Genomic DNA, 24,028 nt, shown 5'->3' on the forward strand with positions numbered 1-24,028 from the left:
CCTCTCGGATCAGGGCGAGAGGAGATCACAACCCCGCTCGCCGGGTGTGGGCGCCGGGGGTTGTGAAGCGACGCGTCGCCGGTGCGGCGGCTCGGTGCCTGGGTATGCCGTCGCCGACATCTCGGGCACCGTCGCCACGGGCGACGCGCGTGCTGCCTCCCATCCGGACTTTCACCGTCGGTCCTGGAGTTTCACCAGGTCAACCGACCGCTGGCTGCGGCCGGGTCGCGGACTGTTACCGCCGGTTCGGAATTACACCGACCCCGGAGCACGTGTGCGGGCCCAGTTTATACCCGCTGCTGGGCTGCCCCGACCTGCCCCGGCCTGCCCCGCGCCATGGTCAGGCGCAGGCGTGCCGCCCGGCGGTCTCGCGCAGCTGCGCGATCCGGCCTGGGACGTCGTCCGCGCCGTACACCGCCGACCCAGCGACGAAGACGTCCGCTCCGGCCTCCGCGCATTGGCCGATGGTGTCGGCGGACACCCCGCCGTCGACCTGGACCCAGATCTCTCCCCCGCGTCGGCGGACCGCCTCGCGCACCGCCCTCACCTTGGGCAACTGGTCGGCCATGAAGGACTGCCCGCCGAAGCCCGGCTCGACGGTCATCACCAGCACCATGTCGACCTCGTCGAGCAACTCCTCGTAAGGCTCGAACAGCGTCCCCGGCTTGAGGGCGAAGGCCGCGCGCGCGCCTTCGGCCCGGATCGCCCTCGCCACGGCGACCGGGTCCGCTGCCGCCTCGACGTGGAAGGTCACCGACCCTGCCCCGGCCTCGGCATACCCCGGCGCCCAGCGGTCCGGGTCCTCGATCATCAGGTGCGCGTCCAGCGGCACCGGGCTCACCCGGGCCAGCGACTCCACGACCGGCTGCCCGAGCGTCAGGTTGGGCACGAAGTGGTTGTCCATGACGTCCACGTGCGCCCAGTCCGCACTGGCGATCGCCCGGAGCTCGGCTTCGAGGTTGGCGAAGTCGGAGGACAGGATGGAAGGGCTGATCTGCAGCTGGCGGGTCATCCTCCGACCCTACTGGCGGGCCAGCGCCCCCCGGCGGGGTGGCGGTCCGGCGCAGCGCCAGGGGCTCGCCTAGCGGCGCCGGAGCAGGGCGAGGAACATCCCGTCCGTGCCGTGCCGGTGCGGCCAGAGCTGGGCCCACGGCTCGGACCCTGCGCCAGTGCCGTCCAGCACCGTCCCGGAGCGGTCGCGCAGCAGGCCTCGGACGTCGATCAGCTCGACGTCGTCCCGCCGCTTGAGCACGTCCCGCACGACCAGCTGGGTCTCAGCCAGGTGGGGTGAGCAGGTGGCATAGGCCACGACTCCCCCCGGCCGGGTGGCATCGAGCGCGGAGGCGAGCAGCTGGCGCTGCAACGGGCCGAGCGTGGTCAGGTCCTGAGGCGAGCGGCGCCAGCGGGCCTCCGGGCGCCGGCGTAGGGCGCCCAGCCCGGTGCAGGGCGCGTCCACCAGCACCCGGTCGTAGGCCGCCGGCTCGTGGGAACCGACCTCCCGGCCATCCTCGACGGTCACGGTCACCTCGGCACCGGCGTGCACCGGCGCGACGAGGGTATGCCGCACCAGCTCGGCCCGGTGGGGGCTGACCTCGTTGGCCCGTAGCGTGGCGCCGCGGGCGGCTGCGAGTGCGGCGAGCAGACCGGCCTTGCCGCCGGGGCCGGCGCACAGGTCGAGCCAGCGCTCGTCCGGTCCCTCCAGCGGGGCGTCCACCAGGGCGAGGGCGACCAGCTGCGAGCCTGCGTCCTGGACCGCGGCCCGGCCGTCGCGCACCGCGGGCAGGTCCCCCGGGTCTCCCCCCGGCAGGGTCCAGGCTGTCGGCGCGACCGGCGCCGAGCTGGCTCCGGCCTGTTCCAGCTCGGTGTCCTCCACCAGTCCCGGACGGGCCACCAGCGTCACCGGGGCCGGGACGTTGTGCGCCGCCAACAACCGGTCGAGCTCGGCCCCGACCGCGGCCGGGGCCACCCCCGCGCCCAGCAGGGCAGCCCGCAGCGCCCGGGCTACCCACTCGGGGTGCGAGTGCTCGGCCGCGGCCCGCAGCACGGGGTCGTCCAGGCCGTCGAGGACGGTGTCCACCCAGGCCTCCCGGTCGCGCTCGCCGACCCGACGCAGCACGGCGTTGACGAAGCCGCTGGCGCCCTGGCCGAGCTCCTGGCGCGCCAGTCCCACGGTCGCGCTCACGGCCGCGTGGTCGGGCACCCGCATACCCAACAGTTGATGCACCCCGAGGCGCAGGACGTCCAGCACGGGCGGGTCGATGCTGGTGGAGGCCCGGTCGGCTGCGACTGAGACGACGCGGTCGTAGAGCCCCTGCATGCGCAGGGTGCCGTAGGTGAGCTCGGTGGCGAAGGCGGCGTCCCGGCCGCCCAACCGGGCGCGGCGCAGGACCTGGGGCAGCTCGAGGTTGGCATAGGCCTGCCCCACGTCGACGGCGCGGAGCACCTGGTAGGCCGCCTGCCGGGCCGGGTCAGCGGCCCGGGCGCGTTCTGCGGGGCGCTGGGCGGACCGCTGCCGGGGACCGCGCCGGCCCCCGCGCGGTCGCCGTCGCGCTGCCCACCGGCTCGGCCTCCCTGCCTACGGCCACCCTGGCCGTCGTCGCCGCCGCTCTGACGGTGGCGCCCGCTGGTGTCACCGGCGCTCTGGGCGCGGCGGCCGTGGGCGTCCTCGCGGTCGCCCTTGTCTCCGGATGTCGCCTCAGCCATCGAACCGCTCCCCCGCCTCCGGACGGACGCCACGGGCCCAGGCGTCCGCGTCCATCGCCTTCTTCCCGTGCGGCTGCACCTGGCCCAGCTCGACCGGCCCGCTGCCGGTGCCGACCAGCACCCGGCGACGCTCGGCGCGGACCTCGCCGGATGCCAGCTCGCCGACGGCCGCCGGGTCGACCGGGTCCACCGCGTTCAGCGGGCCCACCTTGATCCGCTCCCCGCGCCAGGTGGTCCACGCCCCTGGGGCCGGCGTGCAGGCCCGCACGGCCCGGTCCACGACATACGCCGGCCTGGTCCACTCCAGCCGCGCGTCGTCGACGGTGATCTTCGGCGCGTGGCTGACGCCGTCGGCCGGCTGCGGCTCCGGGACGACCGTGCCGTCCTCGAGGGCGTCCAGGGTGGCAACGAGCAGGTGGGCGCCTGAGTCCGCAAGGCGGGCCAGCAGGTCACCGCTGGTGTCGCGCGGCTGGACCGCCTCGGTGAGCCGCCCGAGCACGGGCCCGGTGTCCAGGCCCTCCTCCAGCCGGAAGGTCACCGCTCCCGTGACGTCGTCACCGGCCCGGATGGCGTGCTGCACCGGCGCCGCGCCGCGCCAGGCGGGCAGCAACGAGAAGTGCAGGTTGACCCAGCCGTGCCGCGGCAGGTGAAGCAGCGCGGGCGGGACCAGCAGGCCGTAGGCGACGACCGGGCAGGCGTCCGGGGCCCAGGACGTAAGCTGCTCCTGTGCCTCGGGGGTCCGCAGCGTGACCGGCGTCAGCACCGGCAGCCCGGCCTCCTCAGCCACCTCGCGCACCGGGGACGGTTGCAGGCCGCGACCGCGCCCCGCCCTCGCATCTGCCCGGGTCAGGACACCGACGACCTGGTGGCGGGAGCCCAGCAGGGCCCGCAGGCTCGGGACCGCGGCCTGCGGGGTTCCCGCGAAGACGACTCTCACCACATACCTCGCTGCCTCACCGGACGATCCTCACACACGGAGCACGGCGCGCGCCCGGCGGCCGCAGAGTATGTCGCCGGTTGGGGGCAGAGCGTGTCGCCCGTTGGGACATAGCGTGTCGCCGGTCGTGGGCAAAGCGTGTCGCCGGTTGGGGGCAGAGCGTGTCGCCGGTCGTGCGGGTGGCTGGGTGGGTGGCTGTGTGCGTCAGGGGCGACGGTAGGGGTCGTCGCCCGAGGACTCCCCTTCGACGACGTCCCGCTCGCCGGAGATGGACTGGCGGAACAGGCTGGCGTCAGCGTGCAGCTCGACGACCTCCTCGCCCTGCTCCCGTAGCAGCTGGTGCCGCTCCCGGCGGCGCCGGTTCTGCTCGATCGGGTCCGGGACGGGTGCCGCGGCGATCAGCCGTTGGGTGTACTCCTGCGTGGGGTTCTCCATGATCTGCTCGCGCGGCCCGGCCTCGACGACCTTGCCGTTCTGAAGGACAACCACCTTGTGCGCCAGCAGGTCGACGACCGCCAGGTCGTGGCTGATGAACAGGCAGGCGAAGCCGAACTGATCCTGCAGATCGGCAAAGATCCTCAGCACCCGCGCCTGGACCGAGACGTCCAGGGCGGAGGTCGGCTCGTCGGCCACCAGCAGCTCGGGGTCGAGGGAGAGCGCCCGGGCGACGGAGATGCGCTGGCGCTGGCCGCCGGAAACCTCGTGCGGGTAGCGGTTGTAGACCTCGCGCGGCAGCTGCACCGCGTCGAGCAGCTCATAGACCTTCTGGCGGCGCGCCTTCCTGTCACCGACCTTGTGCACCTCCATCGGCTCGGCGATGCAGTCGCCGATCGGCAGCCGCGGGTTGAGCGAGGCCGCCGGGTCCTGGAAGATCACGCCAATACGCCGACGCAGCTTCTTGAGCTGGCGGCGGTTCATCTGGGTGAGGTCCTCGCCCAGCAGGCGGAACTCACCGCCGGAGGCCGGGATGAGCCCCAGGGCGCAGCGCCCGATCGTGGACTTGCCCGAGCCGGACTCACCGACCAGACCGACGATCTCACCCTTGCGGACCTCAAAGCTGACATCGTCAACGGCGCGGAACGGCGGCTTGCCCAGCCGCTGGTACTCGATGATGAGGTTCTTCAGGTCGATCGCCAGTGGCGCCTCGGGGTCGACCTCCTCGCGGACGTTGATGCCCATCTGACCGCGCCCGGCACCCATCCGTGGGACCGAGCCCAGCAGCATCTTGGTGTAGTCGTGCCGGGGGTGGAGCAGGACCTCCTCGGCCGTGCCCCGCTCGACGATCTCGCCCTTGAACATCACAGCTACCCGGTCGGCCATGTCGGCGACCACGCCCATGTTGTGCGTGATGAGCAGGATGCCGGTGTTGAGCTTGTCCTTCAGCGAACGCAGGAGGTCGAGGATATCGGCCTGGACGGTCACGTCGAGGGCCGTGGTGGGCTCGTCGGCGATGATCACCTTGGGGTCGCAGCTGATCGCGATGGCGATGACCACACGCTGACGCTGGCCGCCGGAGAGCTCGTGGGGGTACTTCCTCATCTGCCGCTCGGGCTCGGGGATGCCGACCATGCCGAGCAGCTCGACCGCCCGGTCCCAGGCGCCCTGTCCACGGGCCACGCCGTGCAGCTCCATCGACTCCGTCATCTGGGTGGCGATCGTGAGCACGGGGTTCAGCGCGGTCATCGGCTCCTGGAAGACCATGGCGATGTCGTTGCCGCGCAGGCGCCGCATATTGGTCTCGGTGAGGCGGCCCACATCCCTGCCGGCCACGTTGACCCGGCCGCCGATGGTGGCGTTGCGGGGCAGCAGGCGCATGGCGGTCATCGAGGTCACCGACTTGCCGGACCCCGACTCGCCCACGAGGGCGACGACCTCTCCGGGCCGGATCGCCAGGTCGACGCCCTTGACGGCGTGCACCGAACCGAACTCGGTGCGGAAACGGACGTCGACGTCGTCGAAGGTGAGCACGACCTCCTCACCCTCGGTGGGGGTGCCGGAGCCGGTGAAGACGGGGTCCACGGGGGTGGCGCCGTGGTTGTCGGTGGTCGCGGTCATCAGTCAGCGGTCCTGTTCTGGCGGGGGTCGAAGGCGTCGCGGAGGCCGTCGCCGAGGAAGTTCACGCACAGGGCGATGGCCAGGATCAGCATGCCGGGCCACCAGAACAGCCAGGGGCGGGTCAGGAAGGCGTTCTGGTAGGTGGAGATGAGCAGGCCCAAAGAGGTGTCCGGGGGCTGCACGCCCCAGCCCAGGAAGGACAGCGAGGACTCGAGCAGGATGACGGAGGCGATCGCCAGCGTGGCGCTGACGATGATCGTGCCGATCGTGTTGGGCAGGATGTGCCGGAAGATGATCCGGCCCGAGTCGGTGCCGATGGCCTCGGCTGCGGTGACGAACTCACGTTCACGCAGCGAGAGCACCTCGCCGCGGACCAGACGGGCCAGGCCGGTCCAGGTCAGCACGCTGAGCAGGACAGCCAGCGACCAGATGCCGCCGGCGTACTGGCCGACGACGGCAGCCAGCACCAGGAGCGGGATGACGATGAACAGGTCGGTGATCCGCATCAGCACGGACTCGACCCAGCCGCGGTAGAAACCGGCGATGGCCCCGATGGTGGTGCCGATGAGGGTGGAGAGCAGGCCGACGGTGAAGGCGATGATCAGCGAGCGCTGGGTGCCGCGCATGGTCAGCGCGAAGTAGTCCTTGCCGATGGTGTCCTGGCCGAAGGGGTGCTCCCCCAGGCTGGGCGGCCACAGCTCCAGCGTCGGCCGACCCCCGTTAACCTGCGCGCTGGTGAGGATGAAGCCCTTGTCCCACCAGCCGGGGATGATCCCGTAGCCAATGGAGGTGAAGGCCATGGCAGTCACGAAGAGCAGGAAGGCGAGGGAGACGATGGCGCCCTTGTGCCGGATGAACCGTCGCCGGACCAGCTGGCCCTGGGAGTAGGACTTCTGGCTCAGGTCCAGCTTCTTCTCGACCGAGTACCTCTCCTCCAGGTCTGTGGCCGCAGCCGAGGAGTGGATCTGCTGGGGGCTGCCGGGATCGGCGGGAATCGGCATGGGGGAGAGCCCCTCGCGCCCGGACCCGGGCAGCCGGGGCTGGTCGGGGCCGGGACGCGCCCCGTCCGGGCGGTTGTTGTCAGTCATCGGGTCGTCCTCACGTGGGCGAGACGGGCGTCAGTGGCTGGGAGATGAGGGTGCGTGCTCACGTTGTCCCTCACCGCCGGATCCGCGGGTCGAGGAAGGCGTAGGCGATGTCGGCGACCATGTTCATGATCACCGCGGCACCGCCGGCCACCAGGAAGTAGGCCATGACCGGGTTGGGGTCGACATTGTTGAGGCCGGCGGCGAACATCGCCCCCAGCCCACGCCAGCCGAAGATCGTCTCGGTGATGACCGCCCCGCCCAGCAGCCCGGCGAAGTCGAAGGCCACGATGGTGGTGATCGGGATCAGCGCGTTGCGCAGCGCGTGCTTGGTGTAGACCACCCGGTCCGAGAGCCCTTTGGAGCGGGCGGTGCGGATGTAGTCCTGGTTGATCGTCTCCAGCATCGAGGCGCGGGTGTAGCGGCTGTAGGCGGCGATGGAGATGACCGTCAGCACGATGGTGGGCAGGATCAGCTGGATGCCCCAGTTGTAGATGTTCTCGTAGAACGCCAGCTCCACCCGGCCGGGGTCCAGGCGCCGCTCCCCGATGGTGGCGATCTGCCGGCCGGGGGTCCGGGCCAGGAAGCCGCTCCAGGCCGAGAGCAGGTGGTCCATAAAGATCAGGAAGGCCATGCCGACGGCGGTGCCGGCACCAACGGTCATCCCGACCCTGCGCTCATAACCGCCCATGAACCAGCCGACTGCTGCCCCCACCGCGGCGGCCAGCAGTGCCAGACCCAGGACGACGAACCAGTTGGCCGGGTCGTCCAGGAGGGGCTGGGTGGCGAAGTAGGAGACCACGCCCAGGCCGACGACCACCAGCCCGGCGTACAGGATCCGCCGGTTGGCCAGGCCCACCGTCATCACCAGCATGAAGGCCAGCGCCGCGAGCCCGCCGACGATCACGAGCGGGAGCCCCAGTGCGGGGCGGTGCCACCAGTTGACCGCATCGAAGTAGCCCACGACGCCGCCGATCACGAGAGCGGTGGCGAGGAAGGTGATCACCTGGCGTCGCAGGCCACCGCCCAGCACGGCGGCCAGGATGATGCCCAGGACCATCGCGATGACGATGATGGTCACCAACGACATCGTGGGATCGCCCATCCACCGGTTGAACCGGATCGCGCCGTACTCCTTCAGCAGCACCGCCGCCCAGAAGACGGGCAGGGAGTAGAAGAGGAAGGCGGTGAAGGTCACCGCGTAGTCGAAGCCGGAGTACTGCCGGATCGCCGACAGGATGCCCAGCGTGACACCGATGATGATCGCCAGGAAGGTGGCGATGGTGACCAGCCGGAGGCTGGCCCCCGCGGCGTCCACGAGCATGGTGTTGACGTTGGCGCCGTCCCTCGTGAGCCCCCGGTCGCAGTCCAGGAGCAGGCATCGGCCCGCGCCGCCCAGCCAGGTCAGGTAGCGCTGCCACCACGGCATGTCCAGGTTCATGTTCGCGATGCGTGCATCGATGAGCTGCTGGCGGTTGTCCGCGTTGCTCTCCCACAGCTCCTCCAGCGGGTCGCCGGAGTTGATCGTCAGGAAGTACAGCAGTGCGGAGGCGACGAGCATCACCAGCGCCGAGATGCCGATCCTTCGAAGGATGAACTGGAGCACGGGGGGGCCTTCCTGGGAGCGGGGGGCGCGCCTGCGTGGCGACCTGGCTGGTGACGAACTCTAACCCGTGCAGGCACGGTTAGCCACGACCGTTCGGGACGTTTCTTTCCACGCGCGGGGAGGGGGCAGAACAGGGAGACGAGCGGGTCATTGACGCCACGGGAGGACGCCGGACGTACCTCCGGGGCGGGAGGGGATATCCCCTCCCGCCCCGGAGGCGGGTGCCGCAGGTGGGCAGGGCCCACCTGACGACCCTGACGTTAGAGCGTCAGTTGGCGCGAACCCACTGCTCGGCGTTCCACGACACACCGGTCTGGACCGTTGTGTCGCGGACGTTCTCGAGGGTGGAGTCGTAGCCGACCACACGCGGGTGAGCGAACAGCGGGATACCGTACAGCTCGTCCCACAGCGCCTTCTCGATGATCTTCAGCTGCTCCATGTGGACCTCCGGGTCCACCGAGGAAGACAGGGTGGCGAAGGCCTCGTCCACGGTCTCGCTGGAGAAGTTGCCGTAGTTCTGCAGGCCGGCGCTGCCAGTCTGGGTCTGGTAGATGTTCGCACCAGACGCGATCTGACCGGAACCGGCCCAGGCGAACAGCGCGACTTCGTAGTCACCGGCGTCGAGGTCGCCGCCCTCCTGGAAGAACTCCGCAGAGCCGGAGTCCTCGATGGTGAAGCCGACCTGGTCGCAGGAGGCCTTGATGGCCGCGACCTCGTCGGTACGGCGCGGGTTGGGGGCGGAGTAGCCGATGCGGATCGTCACGCCCTCCTCCAGGCCGGACTCGGCGAACTTCTCGGCCGCCGTCTCCAGGTCGACCTCGTCGAAGCGGCCGTCGTAGGACTCGGAGACGAGCTCGTTGTACTCCTCCTCCTGGAACGGGAACTTCTCGCGGGCGTTCATGACCACGGCGTCGGGGTTGAGCGGCGCGATCAGGGTGTCCACGATCTGCTGGCGCGGGACGCAGTAGGCGAACGCCTCGCGGGCGGCCAGGCCACCGTTCTCGTCGGCGAAGGCGCTGGTCTCACCGAAGTTGAAGTCCAGGTGCTCCCAGGTCATCGAGTCACCGGTCTGGTGGGTGATCGAGTCGCCGGCGTTCTCCATCTGGGCGATGGTGTCAACGGTGGCCTGGGGGCTGATGACGTCGATGTCACCGTTGATCAGAGCCTGGACGTGGGTGTCCGGGGCCGCGAAGACGAACTCCAGGGTGCCGGTCGCCGGGGGGGTGCCCCAGTAGTTCTCGTTCGGCACCAGCGCCAGGCTCGACCCGGTCTGCCAGGACGCACCCTCCAGCGTGTACGGGCCGGAGGACGGCACCAGCGACTCGTCCTCAACCTGGTAGTTGGGGAAGTTCCAGCCGGTGTTCCAGAACTCAGCGACCTGGTTGACCGTCTCACCCTCGCCGTCGAGGATCGCCTGGGCCAGCTCATCGGAGGACAGGCCCCCCTGCTCGGCAGCGATGTGCGAGGGCAGCGCTCCGCCGACCGCGATCTCCCAGTCCGGGTAGGGCTCGGGGTAGACGACGGTGAAGGTCTTGCTGCCGACCTCGGTCTCCAGGACGTCCGGGGCGTAGACGGACCAGTTGCTCACCGGGTCGAACTCGCCGGCGTTGTCGTCGCCCTCGCCGAACAGGGAGTCCGGGTTGGTGGAGGCCCAGGTGAGCAGGTAGTCGTTGGAGGTGATGTCGGTGCCGTCGGACCAGACCGCGTCATCGGAGATGGTGTACTCGATGGTCAGCGGGTCCTCGGAGACCATGTCGTAGGTGCCGTAGGTCTCGTCGGGGTAGACGGTGCCGTCGGTGCCCCAGTACCAGAAGCTCGAGATCAGCTGGTTGTTGACGACCGAGTTGTAGGTCGAGTTGGTCGCCGACGTGGTGTCGTTGTACGAGTTGTACTGCTCAGCACCGGTCGAGAAGGTCACGGTGTCGTCGTTGGTGGTGACGTCGCCGAGGTCGGCCTTGGCGGTGTCACCCTCCTCACCCATCTCCTGGCCGCCGTCGGTGGCGGTCTCGGTGTCGGTGTCGGTGCCGCCCGTCTCGGTGTCGGTGTCACCCGTCTCGTCGTCCGCGTCCGCGCCGGCGTCGGCGTCGGTGTCGACGTCCGTGGCGGTCTCGTCGGGAGTCGTGGTCTCGTCACCTGAGTCCGACGTGCAGCCGGCCAGCACCAGGGCCCCTGCAGCCACAACGGCCATGGTTGCGCGCCTGATCTTCAATGTTCCTCCTAGTGAAAGGTCGCCGCCCGTCCAGCCACATCAGATCGAGGGCTGGTCACGCATACGGCGAACCCGGGGGGTTGCCAGATGAACATAGACAGGTCGGGACCCGTTTGACCACCTTCGTGTCCACACGGTGACCTGATCGTTACGGATTTGAGACTTCCGGGGGCATTCCCGCCCTGTCCTGCTAGCCAGGCGCTTCCGTCGTGTCGAGCATCACCCGGAGCTGGTCCTCGGCCTTGCGGGCGCTGCGGGCGGCTCGAAGAGCGTGGACCGCGCCGGGCAGGGTGTCTTCGGACCCGCCCGGCTCGCGCACGGTGGCCACGGCGCGACCCCGGTGGCCCGTGCCACCCCCGTCCGGTCCGTACCGAGCATCCTGGTCGACGCCCGACTCGACGACGCCGACCAGCTCCACCGTCCCGTCCTGAGACAGGGCGGACACCGCCTCCTGCACCGCGCCCGGCGGCCCGACCACCGTGGCATGGCGCCGCACGGGCGGCAGGCCGAGCTCGCGGCGCTCGGACAGCTCGCGAGCGGCCAACCAGGACGGATCCCACCGGACCAGCGCCTCGACGGCCGGCACGCTGCCGTGCGGGGGTACGCCGCACAGCACGACCTGGGCGGGTCCGGCACCAGCCACCGCCGGTCCGTCCGCCGGTCCATGCGCCGGGGTGGCGGCACCGGCGGCTGCCGCCGCCCAACGCCGCAGGGCCTCAGGTGCGGCATCCAGCGCCGGCCGTTCCAGCAGCCGCCAGCCGTCCAGCAAGACGACCGCGGCATATCCCGCCCGGCACCACGGTTCGGCTCCGGGCGTGGCGACGACCAGCGCCGGCTCGGGGTCCACCTCGGGCACCACCTGCTGACCGCCCGAGCTGACCACCCGGGTGCCGGGGAAGGCCCTACCCAGCTCCTCGGCGGTGCGCCGCTCCCCAGCGTCGTGGCACGGCGACGCGGGGAGCCGCATTGACGGCAGCGGTCTTGGACTGGCTCGGTCCCGCACCAGCGGCACACCGCGGCGGGCGGCAAACCCGTCACCCCGACCGGCCCCTGACAGACGGCGCAGCGGACGGGGGCGCGACAGTCCTGGCAGGCCAGGGCCACGACATACCCCTGCCGTGGGACCTGGACCAGCACCGGCCCCCGGGCAAGCCCCCATTTCAGCGTCCGCCACGCCAGGCTGGGGATCCGGGCGGTCCGGGCGGCCGCGTCGCGCTCCTCCGCCAGGCCCTCCCCCGCCACGACAACCCGCGGAGCCGCCCTCCGGACCTGTGCTGGCCCTCCGATCAGGTTCGCAACCGTGCCGGCCTCCACCCAGGACTGGACGGTGACGCTGCGGGTCAGCCCGCCGACGAGGAGGGCCGCGCGCTCCTGCCCGGCCCGCAGCCGCAGCACCTCGCGCACGTGCGGGTAGGGGGCCCGGGGCTCCTGGTGCAGGTCGTCCCCCTCGTCCCAGCAGATGAGCAGGCCCAGGTCGCGCACGGGCGCGAACGCCGCCGCGCGGGTCCCGACCACCACCCGGGCATGGCCGCGCAGCACCTGCAGGAAAGCGCGGTAGCGGGCCTCCGGGCCGAGGTCGGCGGTCAGCCGCACCACGGCCTCCTCCCCCAGGGCCTGCGTCAGGACCGGCAGCACCCGATCTACGTCCCGTCGGTCCGGGACGACCACCAGGCTGCCCCGGCCCGAGGCCGAGGTGGCGCGGACCGCGGCAGCGATGGCCGCCGGCCAGTCGGTCGCCGGGGGCTGGCGGGGCAGGGCCAGCCAGGCCGCGGCGGGCGCCTGGCCGGCGGCCAGGCGGCGCAGCAGCGCAGGACCCGCCGGGTAGGCCGCCCACGGGTCGGCGGGCGCGTCCTGCCGGTCGGCCGGCGCGTCTTGCCCCTCCTCCGCGGTGCCGGTCCCCAGCTCGTGGGCGGGGGCCCCGCCCTCCAGGCTCTCTGGCGACGGCACCTCGGGCGGCACCGAGCGCTCGGCACGGGCATGCCGGGGCGGGACGGCGAGCCGCAGGACGTCCGCGGCTGTGCCGCCGTAGTGGTCGGCGACCAGGCGCAGCTCGGCGGCGACGGCGGGGGCCAGGACGGGCTCGGGGCTGACTACGGTGCGCAGCGGCGCCAGCCGGCCGTCGTGCTCGGCGGTCGCAGTGCGGGCCAGCAGGATGCCGTCGTGGTCGCGCCCTGAGAACCGGACTCGGACCCGGCAGCCCGGACGGGCGTCCTCGTCCAGGGCGGCGGGGACGGCATACTCGAACGGCCGGTCCAGGTGGGCCAGCGGGGTGTCGATGAGGACCCTTGCGACAGGGTCGCGCTCGGCCAGCGGCGCGTCCGAGGCCGGTGCGGACCTGCGCCGGCGCGCCGCGGGGGGCGCGGGCACCAGCGCGAGCTGCTCCGGCACGGGCGCCGCCGTCAGACTGCCGCGCGCAGCGCCTCGAGGCGGTCCAGCCGCTCCCAGGTGAAGGCGTCCTCCACCCCGTCGGCGGCGGTCCGACCGAAGTGCCCGTAGGCGGCGGTCGGCCGGTAGATCGGACGAAGCAGGTCCAGGTCGTCGACGATGGCTGCCGGGCGCAGGTCGAAGACCGAGGTGATGGCCTGCTGGATGCGCTCCACCGGGACGGTCTCGGTGCCGAAGGTCTCGACGTAGAGGCCGACCGGCCGAGCCGTGCCGATCGCGTAGGCGACCTGGATCTCGCAACGCGTGGCCAGCCCGGCGGCCACGACGTGCTTGGCCACCCAGCGGACGGCGTAGGCCGCGGAACGGTCGACCTTGGAGGGGTCCTTGCCGGAGAACGCGCCACCACCGTGTCGGGCCATCCCGCCGTAGGTGTCGACGATGATCTTGCGCCCGGTCAGGCCGGCATCGCCCACCGGCCCGCCGATGGTGAAGATCCCGGTCGGGTTGACCAGCAGCCGGTAGCCGTCGGTCTCCAGCTCGGCACCGGCTTCGTGCGCGGCGTCCAGCACGGGCGTGATGATGCGTTCGCGCACGTCCGGGGCGAGCTGCTTCTCCAGGGAGATGCCGGTGGCGTGCTGGGTGGACAGCACGACCGTGTCCAGCCGGACGGGCCGGTCGCCGTCGTACTCGATCGTGACCTGGGTCTTGCCGTCGGGCCGTAGGTAGTCCAGCTCGCCGTTCTTGCGCACGGTCGTCAGCCGCTCGGCCAGCCGGTGCGCGAGGAAGACCGGCAGGGGCATCAGCTCGGGGGTGTCGTCGCAGGCGTAGCCGAACATCAGACCCTGGTCACCAGCTCCCTGCTGGTCGTAGCGGTCGGCACCATCCAGCCCGCGGCTGGCGACTGCGTCGTCGACCCCGGTGGCGATGTCGGCGGACTGGTCACCGATAGAGACCTGCACCCCGCAGGTGCGGCCGTCGAAGCCCTTGTGCGAGTTGTCATAGCCGATCTCCAGGATCGTCTGCCGCACCAGCTGGGGGATGTTGGAGTAGCCCTCGGTACGCATCTCGCCAGCCACGTGCACCAGGCCGGTGGTCACCATGGTCTCGACCGCCACCCGCGAGTGCGGGTCCTGGCGGAGCAGGTCATCGAGGATGGCGTCGCTGATCTGATCGCAGATCTTGTCGGGGTGTCCCTCGGTGACGGACTCGGACGTGAACAGGCGGGACATGCGCTCTCCTCGGTATGCAGCGGCTGCTGACTGTGGCCGCTCGGCAGTCTATGCGGGCGCGCCGACAGACCATGGCCCTCACCGCGTGAACAACCCGCTCAGCGCGAGGCCAGCTCCGGCGCGACCGTGTCCCAGATGGCCTCGGCGATGCTGTCCTTGCCGGTCGGGCCGACGGTAGGGACCTCGTCGGTGCCCGGCCGCAGCAGGTGCACGGTGCTCTCGTCCTGGCCGAAGGTTTTGTCCGCCCCCACCTCGTTGGCCACGAGCAGGTCGCAGCCCTTGCGGGCCAGCTTGGCGCGGGCGAGCTCGATCACGTCGCCGCTGTCATCACCGGTCTCGGCCGCGAAGCCGACGATATAGGGGCTGATCGCCTCTCCACGGCCCTGGACCAGGTCGGCCAGGATGTCTGGATTGCGGACCAGCTCGATCGTGGGGGCGCTCTCGTCACCGGCCCCGTGGGTCTTCTTGATCTTGCGCTCGACGTAGTGCGCCGGCCGGAAGTCGGCTACGGCTGACGTCATCACGACCGCGTCCACGCCGCCGGCAACCGTGGCCCGCATCGCCTCCTGCAGCTGCAGGGCGGTCTCGACCTGGACGACCTCGCAGCCCTGCGGGACCGGCAGCGCAACGTTGGCGCTGACCAGGGTGACGCGCGCCCCCCGCCGCGCCGCGGCGGCGGCCACGGCATACCCCTGCTTGCCGGAGGAGCGGTTGCCCAGGAAACGGACCGGGTCCAGAGGCTCGCGGGTGCCGCCTGCGGAGACGACGACGTGCCGACCGTGCAGGTCACCGGGCCGGAGGCCGGGTCCCGTGGTCGCTCCCTCGCGCGTCTGCCCGCCTGCCTGCACCGCGGCCAGCGCGGCCGCGACGATCTCTTCCGGCTCGGGCAGTCGGCCGGGGCCGGTGTCCGCCCCGGTGAGCCGCCCGGAGGCGGGCTCGACGACCACGACGCCCCGCTCGCGCAGTAGCGCCACGTTGGCCCTGGTGGCGGGGTGGGTCCACATCTCGGTGTGCATCGCCGGGGCGAGCACCACCGGGCAGCGGGCGGTGAGCAGGGTGTTGGTCAGCAGGTCGTCGGCCAGGCCGTGGGCAGCCCGGGCCAGCAGGTCCGCGGTGGCGGGCGCGACGAGGACGAGGTCGGCCTCCTGGCCGAGCCGCACGTGCGGCACCGAGGGGACGTCGGACCACACGTCGGCCGCCACAGGTCGGCCGCTGAGCGCCTCCCAGGTGGGGGCGCCGACGAAGCGCAGCGCCGCCTGGGTCGGCACGACCCTCACCTCGTGCCCGGCCTCGGTGAGCAGGCGCAGCACAAGGGCGGCCTTGTAGGCCGCGATCCCTCCGGACACGCCGAGGACGACGCGCATATGGTCAGCCCCTCGCGCGGGGTGCTCAGCTCTCGGGGGAGCTGGTGTGCAGCTTGCCCTGGTTGATCTCGTGCAGAGCGATGGACAGCGGCTTGTCCGTGGCGTCGGCCTCGACGAGCGGGCCGACATACTCCAGCAGGCCCTCGGACAGCTGGGCGTAGTAGGCATTGATCTGCCGGGCCCGCTTGGCCGCATAGATCACCAAGGCGTACTTGCTGTCCGCGCGCTCCAGGAGGCTGTCGATCGGCGGGTTGGTGATGCCGTCGGGGTGGGCGATGGTGCCGGTACCAGTCACGAAAAGATGCTCTCAGTCTTCAGCGGGTGGGGGGTCAACCATCAATGATACGAGTTCTTCAGCCGCCCGCGCGACATCATCGTTGACGATGGTCACGTCGAACTCGTCCATAGCGGCCAGCTCGGTGCGTGCGGTCTGCAGCCGGACCGCGCGTTCTTCCTCCGTCTCGGTGCCCCGACCAACGAGCCGGTCGACGAGCTCCTCCCAGGACGGGGGCGCCAGGAAGACGAAGAGCGCCTCCGGCATCCTGGCCCGCACCTGCCGGGCTCCCTGCAGGTCGATCTCCAGCAGTGCGGGGCGTCCCTGCCCCAACACCTGCTCCACCGCCCGACGAGGGGTGCCGTACCGGGCCCGTCCGTGCACGGTGGCCGACTCCAGCAGCTCGCCGGCCTCCTCGAGCCGGGAGAACTCCTGCTCGTCGAGGAAGAAGTAGTGCCGGCCGTTCTCCTCCCCCGGCCGGGCCGGCCGGGTGGTCGCGGACACGGATAGCCACACCTCGGGGTGGTGCTGACGCACGTAGGCGGCGACGGTGCCCTTGCCGACGGCGGTGGGGCCGGCGAGCACGACCAGGCGACGGGGCTGAGGCACCCCGGTCAGCGGTCGCCGAAACGCTCGAGCAGCTGGTGCACCTGGTTGGCGCCCAGCCCTCGCACCCGCCTGCTCTCGGAGATCCCGATCTCCTCCATCACCTGCTTGGCCCGGACGCGGCCCACCCCCGGCAACGACTCCAGGAGTGCGGACACCTTCATCTTGCCGACGACGTCGTTCTCCTTGCCGGCGGTGATGACCTCCTTGAGGGATCCCTGGGAGTTCTTCAGGCGGTTCTTGACCTCTGCGCGCTCGCGGCGGGCCGCCGCGGCCTTGGCGAGCGCCTCGGATCGTTGCTCGGGCGTCAGCTCGGGAAGTGCCACTGTGCTTCTCCTCGTCGCGTCGGCGCAGCCGGTCTGCGTCCTCGCAGCGAACATAGCGATCCGGGCGGGCAGGCGCCAACCCATCGCCCTCCCCCCGACAGGGCGGGCATCGAGCAGGACGGCGACCCGTCATCCGCGCAGGGCGCCGCGCAGCCGGTCGGACCACCCCTGGATCGCGGTGGCCAGGGCGGCCCCGTCGGGACCGGATTCCAGCACCCCCCGGCCGATCGGCACCAGCACGCGCTCGGTGAGCCCGGCAAAGGTGCGCGCGACGTCGTGCTCGTCGGCTCCCTGGGCGCCCACCCCAGGGGTAAGCACCGGCGCGCCGGAAGCCGCCAGGTCGAGCCCGAGCTCGGTGGGGGTCCGGGGCAGCGTCGCCCCGACGACCAGCCCGACGTGCCCACATCTGGGTGCCCCGGCGTTGTCCTGGGCCACCTGCTCCAGGATCCGGGCCGCGACGGTGGGCTCGCCGGCGAGCTGCACTTCGGCTCCCTCGGGGTTGGAGGTAAGCCCCAGCACCCAGACACCCCGGGCGGTCTCCGCAGCCAGGTCGAGCGCCGGCCGCAGCGAGCCGTAGCCCAGATACGGGCTGAGGGTGACGGAGTCCGCGACGAGCGGGGATCCGTCCTGCAGGTAGGCCTGCGCGTAACCGCCCATCGTGGAGCCGATGTCTCCCCGCTTGGCGTCAAGCACCGACAGCAGACCCCGCTCGCGGCTCGCGGCCAGAACCTCCTCCAGGACCGCGACGCCCGCGGACCCGTGCCGTTCGTAGAAGGCCGACTGCGGCTTGACTGCGGCGCAGCGGTTCTCGGCGGCGTCGAGGACGCTCAGGCTGAAGGAGCGCAGACCTTCCGGCGTGTCCGGCAGGCCCCAGTCGGCAAGCAGGTGCGGGTGCGGGTCCAGCCCGACGCACAGTGGCCCCCACTGCTCGATCTGGTCGAGCAGCCGCTCGCCGAAGGGCTGCCGTCCGGGCCGGGGGTCGGGTGTGGTCATGAGGACCTCCTCAGGTCGTCGGTGATGCGCCACAGCAGGGTGGGGTCCGCCCACAGGGCGGTGCCCAGCTGGACGGCGTCGGCGCCGGCGGTGAGCGCAGCGCGCGCGGAGAGAATGTCGTGCACGCCCCCGGCGGCCACGAGCCGAGCCCCCGGCCAGCGCTGCTCCCCCGCAGCCTCGACCAGCTCCCGCACGCCGGCCCGGCAGACTGCCGCCGTCGACGGACCGGACCACCACCGGTCGGGCCCGAGCCGCACGGAACCGCAGACGACCACGGCGCCGGCCCCACCGGCCACCGCGGCGCGAGCCGCGGGCACCAGCTCGGGGTCGAGCGCGCTGAGCCGCGCGAGCAGCAGCAGGTCGCGGGGTGCGGCCTCGCGCACCCGGGCCATGGACTTGAGCACGGCCTGGTCGTCGGCCCCCCGCAGGTCCACCTCGACGGCGGCCACCGCGTCGGCGTCCAGGCTGAGCCGGACCCGTTGCACCACCTCGGCCAGATCACCGGTGGACCTGCCGCGCACGGACAGCACGCAGGACAGGCCGCGGGACGCACACCAGCGGACCAGCTCCAAGGCTGCGGGCACGGCATACCCCGGGCTCGAGGCGTGCTCCACCCCGCCCACGCCCGTCCCCTGCACCGCCGCAGCGACGGGCCCGGGCTCTCCGGTGCGCACCGGACCGACGGGCAGCAGGGCCTGCGTCAGGTCCCCGAAGCGGGCCAGAGCACGTGGCTCGCTGACGGCTCCTGGGGCGAGCAGGACCGGGGGCAGCGGGTCGCTACGACGCACCGGGCACCCCCGTCCGCGGGGTGAGCAGCCACTCCCCCGGCACGACCGGTCCCTCCACGCAGGGCCGGACCCGGCGGGACCCGGGGTCGTCGGCGACCTCGAGATCGCACACCCCGCAGACCCCGGTGCCGCACACCACCGGTGCCCCCGGGTCGACCGCGGCCACCCGCACCACCCGGCCCCGGGACTGCTCGGCGACCGTGCGCACGACGTGCGTGGGGCCGAGGGCGAGCACCAGCGCCGGGTCGACGGTGCCGAGCAACGACCCCAGGGCCGCGGGCAGGTCCTCGGTGCTGGTGAGGACCACGCCGGTCGCGTGCCGCCGCAGCGGACCGGGGTCTAGGCGCCGGTCCGCGTCGTCGGCGGGGAGCAGGACGTGCACCAGGCATCCGCGCTCGCGCAGGAGCGCGACCAGCCAGGACACCGGTGCGGCGGACTCCTCGTGGGAGACGATCACGACGTCGACCGGCTGGGCCGGCAGGGCAAAACCTCGACCAAGCGGCCCGAGCAGGCGCACGGTGCTGCCGACCGGCCAGCCCCGCGCCTCCTCCTCGGAGAGGATCACCTGGATGGTCGTGCCGTGCAGCGGATCCCCCTGCACCCCTGCCAGCCAGAGCACGCGCGGCAGGACTGCGCCGCGGGCAGGATCGGCGGGGAGGACGAGCAGCTGCCCGGGTCGGGCGCCGGCCCAGGAAGGGCGAGCGGGGACGGACAGGGTGAGGACGTCGTAACCGCCCTCGGGTCGCGCCGCGCTGACCAGAGCGGACAGCTCCGGGCCAGCAGTCGTGCCCGTCTCGCTCGTCCAAGTCTCCCGGGCCGCCCCGCGCCGACTCCTGTGCGGGACGCCCCTACGGTCCGCCTGCGCTGCCACCGCCGTCGGCCGCCTCAGGTGTGCGCCGGGGTGCGGCCGTAGAGGTCCAGGCTGGCGGCGTGCTCCTGCAGGGAGCGCACCTGCAGCGCACCGGCACGCATGGCCTCGATGCCCAGGACGGCCGCCGACAGCTGCTGCACCGTGGTGATGATCGGGCGGTCCAGGGAGGTCGTGGCGGCCCGGATGGCATAGCCGTCCGCCCGCGCGTCCCTGCCGGACGGGGTGTTGATGACCATGTCCACCTCGCCGTTCGTGATCCGATCGACCACGGTGGGCTCGGTGGGTCCGCCCTCGGCTCCTGGCCCCCGCCCTTGGCTGCGCTTGCGCACCACCTGGGCATCGATACCGTTGCGGCGCAGGACGTCCGCAGTGCCCTCGGTCGCCATGATGCGGAAGCCCAGGTCCACCAGGCGCTTGACCGGGAAGATCATCGAGCGCTTGTCCCGGTTGGCCACGGACACGAAGATGGTGCCCTGCGTCGGCAGGCTCGAGCCGGCCCGCAGCTGGCTCTTGGCGAAGGCGGCGCCGAAGGCTGGGTCGATACCCATCACCTCCCCCGTGGAGCGCATCTCCGGACCCAGGATGGAGTCGATCGCCTGCCCGGTCTGGGTGCGGAAGCGTCGGAAGGGCAGGATCGCCTCCTTGACCGAGAAGGGGGCGTCGTCCGGCATCAGCCCGCCATCGGCATGGGTGGGCAGCATGCCCTCCTGACGCAGCGCCGCGATGCTGGTGCCCATCATGACCCGTGCCGCCGCGGCCGCCAGCGGGACGCTGGTGGCCTTGGCGACGAACGGCACGGTGCGGCTGGCCCGCGGGTTGGCCTCGAGCACGTAGAGGACGTCCTGGGCCAGGGCGAACTGCACGTTGAGCAGACCACGTACCCCGATGGCGAGCGCGAGCTTGCGGGTGGCCTCGCGGACCTGCTCCAGCTCGCTACGGCCCAGGGTGAACGGTGGCAGCACGCACGCGGAGTCGCCGGAGTGGATGCCGGCCTCCTCGATGTGCTCCATGATCCCGCCGAGGTAGAGGTCGGTCCCGTCGTAGAGGGCGTCCACGTCGATCTCGACCGCGGTGTCCAGGAAGCGGTCGACCAGCACGGGGTGTGGCACCTCGCCGCTGACGACCTGGGTGGCCCGGCCCACGTAGGCGGCCAGCGACTCGTCGTCATAGACGATCTGCATCCCCCTGCCCCCGAGCACGTAGGAGGGCCTGACCAGGACCGGGTAGCCGATGTCGCGGGCCACCCCCAGCGCCTCCGGGACGGAGTATGCAGTGCCGTGCCGCGGCGCGACCAGGCCGGTCTCGGCCAGCACCCGGCCGAAGGCCCCGCGGTCCTCGGCCAGGTCGATCGCCTCCGGTGAGGTGCCGACGACCGGGACCCCCTCGGCCTTGAGCGCAGCGGCCAGCCCCAGCGGGGTCTGGCCGCCGAGCTGGACGATGACCCCGGCGACGGGGCCGGCCATCCGCTCGGCGTGCACGACCTCGAGCACGTCCTCCAGGGTCAGCGGCTCGAAGTAGAGCCGGCTGGAGGTGTCGTAGTCGGTGGACACGGTCTCGGGGTTGCAGTTGACCATCACCGTGTCGAAGCCGTGCTCGCGCAGGGTGAGCGAGGCGTGCACGCAGGAGTAGTCGAACTCGATGCCCTGCCCGATCCGGTTGGGACCCGAGCCCAGGATGATCACCGCGGGACGCTCCCGGGGGGCGACCTCGGTCTCCTCGTCGTAGGAGGAGTAGTGGTAGGGGGTCAGCGCGACGAACTCCCCTGCGCAGGTGTCCACGGTCTTGTAGACGGGCCGCACCCCGAGGGCGTGGCGCACGCCACGCACCACGTCCTCCCGCAGCCCGGTCAGCTGGGCCAGCTGGGCGTCGGCGAAGCCGTGCCGCTTGGCCAGGCGCAGCAGCTCGGGGGTGAGGCGGCCGCCCTGGGCTGCCCGGGCCGTGGCCCGCACCTGCGCGGCCAGCTGGTTGATGAGCACGATCTGGTCCAGGAACCAGGGGTCGATGCCGGTGGCCTCGTGCGCCTCCTCGACGGTGCACCCGCCGCGCAGCGCCTGCTGCACCAGGACCAGCCGACCATCGGTGGGGGTGCGGGCCTGGTCGAGCAACGCGCGGGCCATCTCGCGCGAGGGGGTCTCGTCCTCGCGCCAGTGGAAGCTGGTGTGGCGGGCCTCGGTGGACCGCAGCGCCTTCTGCAGTGCCTGGGTGAAGTTGCGGCCCAGGGCCATGGCCTCGCCCACGGACTTCATCGTGGTGGTCAGCGTGGGGTCGGCCGCGGGGAACTTCTCGAAGGCGAACCGGGGCACCTTGACGACCACGTAGTCCAGGGTGGGCTCGAAGGCGGCGGAGTAGAACCGCCCGTCTGTGGACGCCACCCCACCGCCGGACGTGATGTCGTTGGGCACCTCGTCCAGGGTGTAGCCCAGCGCCATCTTGGCCGCGATCTTGGCGATCGGGTAGCCGGTGGCCTTCGACGCGAGCGCGGAGGAACGGGAGACACGGGGGTTCATCTCGATGACGATGACCCGGCCGTCCTCGGGGTTGACCGCGAACTGGATGTTGCAGCCACCGGTGTCCACCCCGACCTCGCGGATCACCGCGATCCCGATGTCGCGCAGCTGCTGGTACTCGCGGTCGGTGAGGGTCATCACCGGGGCGACGGTGATCGAGTCACCCGTGTGCACGCCCATCGGGTCAAGGTTCTCGATCGAGCAGACGACGACCACGTTGTCGGCCCGGTCGCGCATGACCTCCAGCTCGTACTCCTTCCAGCCCAGGATCGACTCCTCCAGAAGCACCTCGGTGGTCGGGCTGTCCTGCAGACCGGCCCCGGCGATCCGGCGCAGGCTCTCCTCGTCGTAGGCGAAGCCGGAGCCCAGTCCGCCCATGGTGAAGCTGGGTCGCACGACGACGGGATAGCCGAGGTCATCCGCTGCGGCGAGCACTTCCTCCATGCTGTGGCAGGCCGCCGACCGGGCCACCTCTGCCCCGCACCGCTCGACCACGCCCTTGAACAGCTGCCTGTCCTCCCCGAGTTGGATCGCCCTGACGTCGGCTCCGATGAGCGGGCAGCCGTACTTCTCCAGGACGCCGTTGTCGTGCAGGGCGATGGCGGTGTTGAGCGCGGTCTGTCCGCCCAGCGTCGCCAGCACCGCGTCGGGGCGCTCCTTGGCGATGATCGCCTCGACGATCTCAGGGGTGATCGGCTCCACGTAGGTGGCGTCGGCGACCCCCGGGTCGGTCATGATCGTGGCCGGGTTGGAGTTGACCAGGATGACCCGCACGCCCTCCTCGCGCAGCACGCGGCAGGCCTGCGTGCCCGAGTAGTCGAACTCCGCGGCCTGGCCGATGACGATGGGTCCGGAACCGATGACCAGGACGCTGGTGATGTCGTCACGCTTGGGCATGCGGGGCCCCCTTGTCGGTGCTGCTGGTGAGGAGGTCGACGAAACGGTCGAAGAGGTACTCGGCGTCGTGCGGACCGGCCGCCGCCTCGGGGTGGTACTGCACGCTGAACGCGGGCACGTCCCGGCAGGAGAGCCCCTCGACGACGTCGTCGTTGAGGGCGATGTGCGAGCAGAGCACGGGACCGAGGTCGGTGTCCGCGGGCCGGTCGGTGGCCAGGCCCTCGGGCCAGGCGACCGCGAAGCCGTGGTTGTGGCTGGTGACCTCGACCTTGCCGGTCTCGCGGTCCAGCACCGGTTGGTTGATCCCGCGGTGCCCGAAGGGCAGCTTGTAGGTCCCCAGGCCCAGCGCCCGGCCAAGGAGCTGGTTGCCGAAGCAGATGCCGAAGAAAGGTATGCGGCGCTCCAGCACCTCGCGCAGCAGGCCGACCTCGTGGTCCGCGGTCGCCGGGTCGCCCGGACCGTTGGAGAAGAAGACCCCGTCCGGCTCCAGGGCCAGCAGCTGGTCGGCGTCGGTGCGGCTGGGCAGCACGTGAACCTCGATGCCGCGTGCAGCCATGAGCGCCGGGGTCCTTCCCTTGATACCCATGTCCAGGGCGGCGACCCGGAACCGGGTGGGGATTCCTTCCGGCGGGCAGACGACATAGGGCTCCGGGGTGGAGACCTCTGCGGCCAGGGCCGAGCCGGCCATCCGCGGTGCCTCTTCGACGGCGCGGAGGAGCTCGCCCTGCGGGGCTGCGGCCTGTGGCCCGGAGAAGATGCCGACTCGCATCGAGCCTCGGTCGCGCAGGTGGCGGGTCAGGGCGCGGGTGTCGACCCCGCTGATCCCGACCACGCCGGCCTCGCGCAGCGCGCCCTCCAGCTCGCCCTGCGAGCGCCAGTTGGAGGGGCGCAGGGCGGGGTCGCGCACGACCAGCCCGGCTGCCCAGACCCGCTCGCTCTCCATGTCCTCAGGGTTGACGCCGGTGTTGCCGATGTGCGGCGCCGTCATCACGACGACCTGCCGGTGGTAGGAGGGGTCGGTGAGGGTCTCCTGGTAGCCGGTCATCCCGGTGCAGAAGACGGCCTCGCCGACCGTGCTCCCCTGCGCGCCGTAGGCCTCGCCGCGGAAGGTGCGCCCGTCCTCGAGGACGAGCACGGCGGGCTGCGGGTACGCGGTGTCGTGCGCGGACGGCAGGGAGCCGCCTTGCTCGTGT

General features: G+C 71.9%; 18 protein-coding genes, 1 pseudogene and 1 riboswitch. All 19 genes and pseudogenes read right to left on the reverse strand.

What is annotated here, in order from left to right; translation table 11 throughout:
• Positions 1-146: 146 nt before the first annotated feature.
• A riboswitch (FMN riboswitch) is annotated at positions 147-275 on the reverse strand.
• Positions 276-340: 65 nt separating this feature from the next.
• Positions 341-1,012, reverse strand: coding sequence for a ribulose-phosphate 3-epimerase (rpe, locus tag FY030_RS08670; protein WP_238348195.1), 672 nt, complete (start codon positions 1,010-1,012; stop codon positions 341-343).
• Positions 1,013-1,081: 69 nt separating this feature from the next.
• Positions 1,082-2,443 (reverse strand): RsmB/NOP family class I SAM-dependent RNA methyltransferase, encoded by a 1,362-nt coding sequence (locus FY030_RS08675; RefSeq protein WP_158061159.1) that lies wholly within the window; start codon positions 2,441-2,443, stop codon positions 1,082-1,084.
• A 252-nt stretch (positions 2,444-2,695) separates the two neighbouring features.
• On the reverse strand, positions 2,696-3,640 hold the full coding sequence (gene fmt, locus FY030_RS08680; RefSeq protein ID WP_158061160.1) for a methionyl-tRNA formyltransferase: 945 nt from the start codon (positions 3,638-3,640) through the stop codon (positions 2,696-2,698).
• A gap of 204 nt (positions 3,641-3,844) precedes the next feature.
• A complete protein-coding gene (locus FY030_RS08685; RefSeq protein WP_158061161.1) occupies positions 3,845-5,695 on the reverse strand; it encodes an ABC transporter ATP-binding protein in 1,851 nt (616 codons plus the stop codon).
• Positions 5,695-6,783 (reverse strand): ABC transporter permease, encoded by a 1,089-nt coding sequence (locus tag FY030_RS08690; protein WP_238348196.1) that lies wholly within the window; start codon positions 6,781-6,783, stop codon positions 5,695-5,697. Before FY030_RS08690 ends, FY030_RS08685 begins: the two co-directional genes overlap by 1 nt.
• A 70-nt stretch (positions 6,784-6,853) precedes the next feature.
• Positions 6,854-8,386, reverse strand: coding sequence for an ABC transporter permease (locus FY030_RS08695; RefSeq protein ID WP_158061162.1), 1,533 nt, complete (start codon positions 8,384-8,386; stop codon positions 6,854-6,856).
• Between the two features lie 268 nt (positions 8,387-8,654).
• Complete coding sequence (locus tag FY030_RS08700; protein WP_158061163.1) at positions 8,655-10,574, reverse strand: ABC transporter substrate-binding protein; 1,920 nt, start codon at positions 10,572-10,574, stop codon at positions 8,655-8,657.
• 211 nt (positions 10,575-10,785) lie between these two features.
• Positions 10,786-11,562, reverse strand: coding sequence for a hypothetical protein (locus FY030_RS16840; RefSeq protein WP_238348699.1), 777 nt, complete (start codon positions 11,560-11,562; stop codon positions 10,786-10,788).
• A gap of 1,079 nt (positions 11,563-12,641) precedes the next feature.
• Positions 12,642-12,983, reverse strand: a pseudogene (locus FY030_RS16845) (primosomal protein N' family DNA-binding protein); the annotation flags it as partial.
• A gap of 11 nt (positions 12,984-12,994) precedes the next feature.
• Entirely contained in the window at positions 12,995-14,209 is a 1,215-nt protein-coding gene (gene metK, locus FY030_RS08710) for a methionine adenosyltransferase (RefSeq protein WP_158061164.1), read from the reverse strand.
• A gap of 98 nt (positions 14,210-14,307) precedes the next feature.
• A complete protein-coding gene (gene coaBC / locus FY030_RS08715) occupies positions 14,308-15,573 on the reverse strand; it encodes a bifunctional phosphopantothenoylcysteine decarboxylase/phosphopantothenate--cysteine ligase CoaBC (protein ID WP_158061165.1) in 1,266 nt (421 codons plus the stop codon).
• 25 nt (positions 15,574-15,598) lie between these two features.
• Complete coding sequence (rpoZ, locus tag FY030_RS08720) at positions 15,599-15,868, reverse strand: DNA-directed RNA polymerase subunit omega (protein WP_158061166.1); 270 nt, start codon at positions 15,866-15,868, stop codon at positions 15,599-15,601.
• A gap of 12 nt (positions 15,869-15,880) precedes the next feature.
• Complete coding sequence (gmk, locus tag FY030_RS08725) at positions 15,881-16,456, reverse strand: guanylate kinase (RefSeq protein WP_238348198.1); 576 nt, start codon at positions 16,454-16,456, stop codon at positions 15,881-15,883.
• 5 nt (positions 16,457-16,461) lie between these two features.
• Positions 16,462-16,779, reverse strand: coding sequence for an integration host factor, actinobacterial type (gene mihF / locus FY030_RS08730; protein WP_158061167.1), 318 nt, complete (start codon positions 16,777-16,779; stop codon positions 16,462-16,464).
• A 129-nt stretch (positions 16,780-16,908) separates the two neighbouring features.
• On the reverse strand, positions 16,909-17,772 hold the full coding sequence (gene pyrF / locus FY030_RS08735) for an orotidine-5'-phosphate decarboxylase (RefSeq protein WP_158061168.1): 864 nt from the start codon (positions 17,770-17,772) through the stop codon (positions 16,909-16,911).
• Positions 17,769-18,560, reverse strand: a complete 792-nt coding sequence (locus FY030_RS08740) for a hypothetical protein (protein ID WP_158061169.1) — start codon at positions 18,558-18,560, stop codon at positions 17,769-17,771. The genes pyrF and FY030_RS08740 overlap by 4 nt, the downstream gene beginning before the upstream one ends.
• Entirely contained in the window at positions 18,550-19,431 is an 882-nt protein-coding gene (locus FY030_RS08745; protein ID WP_158061170.1) for an iron-sulfur cluster-binding protein, read from the reverse strand. The genes FY030_RS08740 and FY030_RS08745 overlap by 11 nt, the downstream gene beginning before the upstream one ends.
• Positions 19,432-19,445: 14 nt before the next feature.
• The gene (gene carB, locus FY030_RS08750; RefSeq protein WP_158061171.1) at positions 19,446-22,835 is read right to left on the reverse strand and encodes a carbamoyl-phosphate synthase large subunit; all 3,390 of its coding nucleotides are present in this window, start codon (positions 22,833-22,835) and stop codon (positions 19,446-19,448) included.
• Entirely contained in the window at positions 22,822-24,009 is a 1,188-nt protein-coding gene (carA, locus tag FY030_RS08755; protein WP_158062738.1) for a glutamine-hydrolyzing carbamoyl-phosphate synthase small subunit, read from the reverse strand. The genes carB and carA overlap by 14 nt, the downstream gene beginning before the upstream one ends.
• Between the last annotated feature and the right edge of the window lie 19 nt (positions 24,010-24,028).

Source organism: Ornithinimicrobium pratense, assembly GCF_008843165.1.
GTDB lineage: Bacteria > Actinomycetota > Actinomycetes > Actinomycetales > Dermatophilaceae > Ornithinicoccus > Ornithinicoccus pratensis.

Excerpts from the sequence above, each read along its gene's own strand:
- coaBC (WP_158061165.1), bottom strand. The coding sequence starts at position 15,573 with ATGCGCGTCGTCCTCGGCGTGTCCGGAGGGATCGCGGCCTACAAGGCC.
- metK (WP_158061164.1), bottom strand. The coding sequence starts at position 14,209 with ATGTCCCGCCTGTTCACGTCCGAGTCCGTCACCGAGGGACACCCCGAC.
- pyrF (WP_158061168.1), bottom strand. The coding sequence starts at position 17,772 with ATGACCACACCCGACCCCCGGCCCGGACGGCAGCCCTTCGGCGAGCGG.
- FY030_RS16840 (WP_238348699.1), bottom strand. The coding sequence starts at position 11,562 with ATGCGGCTCCCCGCGTCGCCGTGCCACGACGCTGGGGAGCGGCGCACC.
- carB (WP_158061171.1), bottom strand. The coding sequence starts at position 22,835 with ATGCCCAAGCGTGACGACATCACCAGCGTCCTGGTCATCGGTTCCGGA.
- FY030_RS08685 (WP_158061161.1), bottom strand. The coding sequence starts at position 5,695 with ATGACCGCGACCACCGACAACCACGGCGCCACCCCCGTGGACCCCGTC.
- rpe (WP_238348195.1), bottom strand. The coding sequence starts at position 1,012 with ATGACCCGCCAGCTGCAGATCAGCCCTTCCATCCTGTCCTCCGACTTC.
- FY030_RS08700 (WP_158061163.1), bottom strand. The coding sequence starts at position 10,574 with ATGGCCGTTGTGGCTGCAGGGGCCCTGGTGCTGGCCGGCTGCACGTCG.
- FY030_RS08690 (WP_238348196.1), bottom strand. The coding sequence starts at position 6,783 with ATGACTGACAACAACCGCCCGGACGGGGCGCGTCCCGGCCCCGACCAG.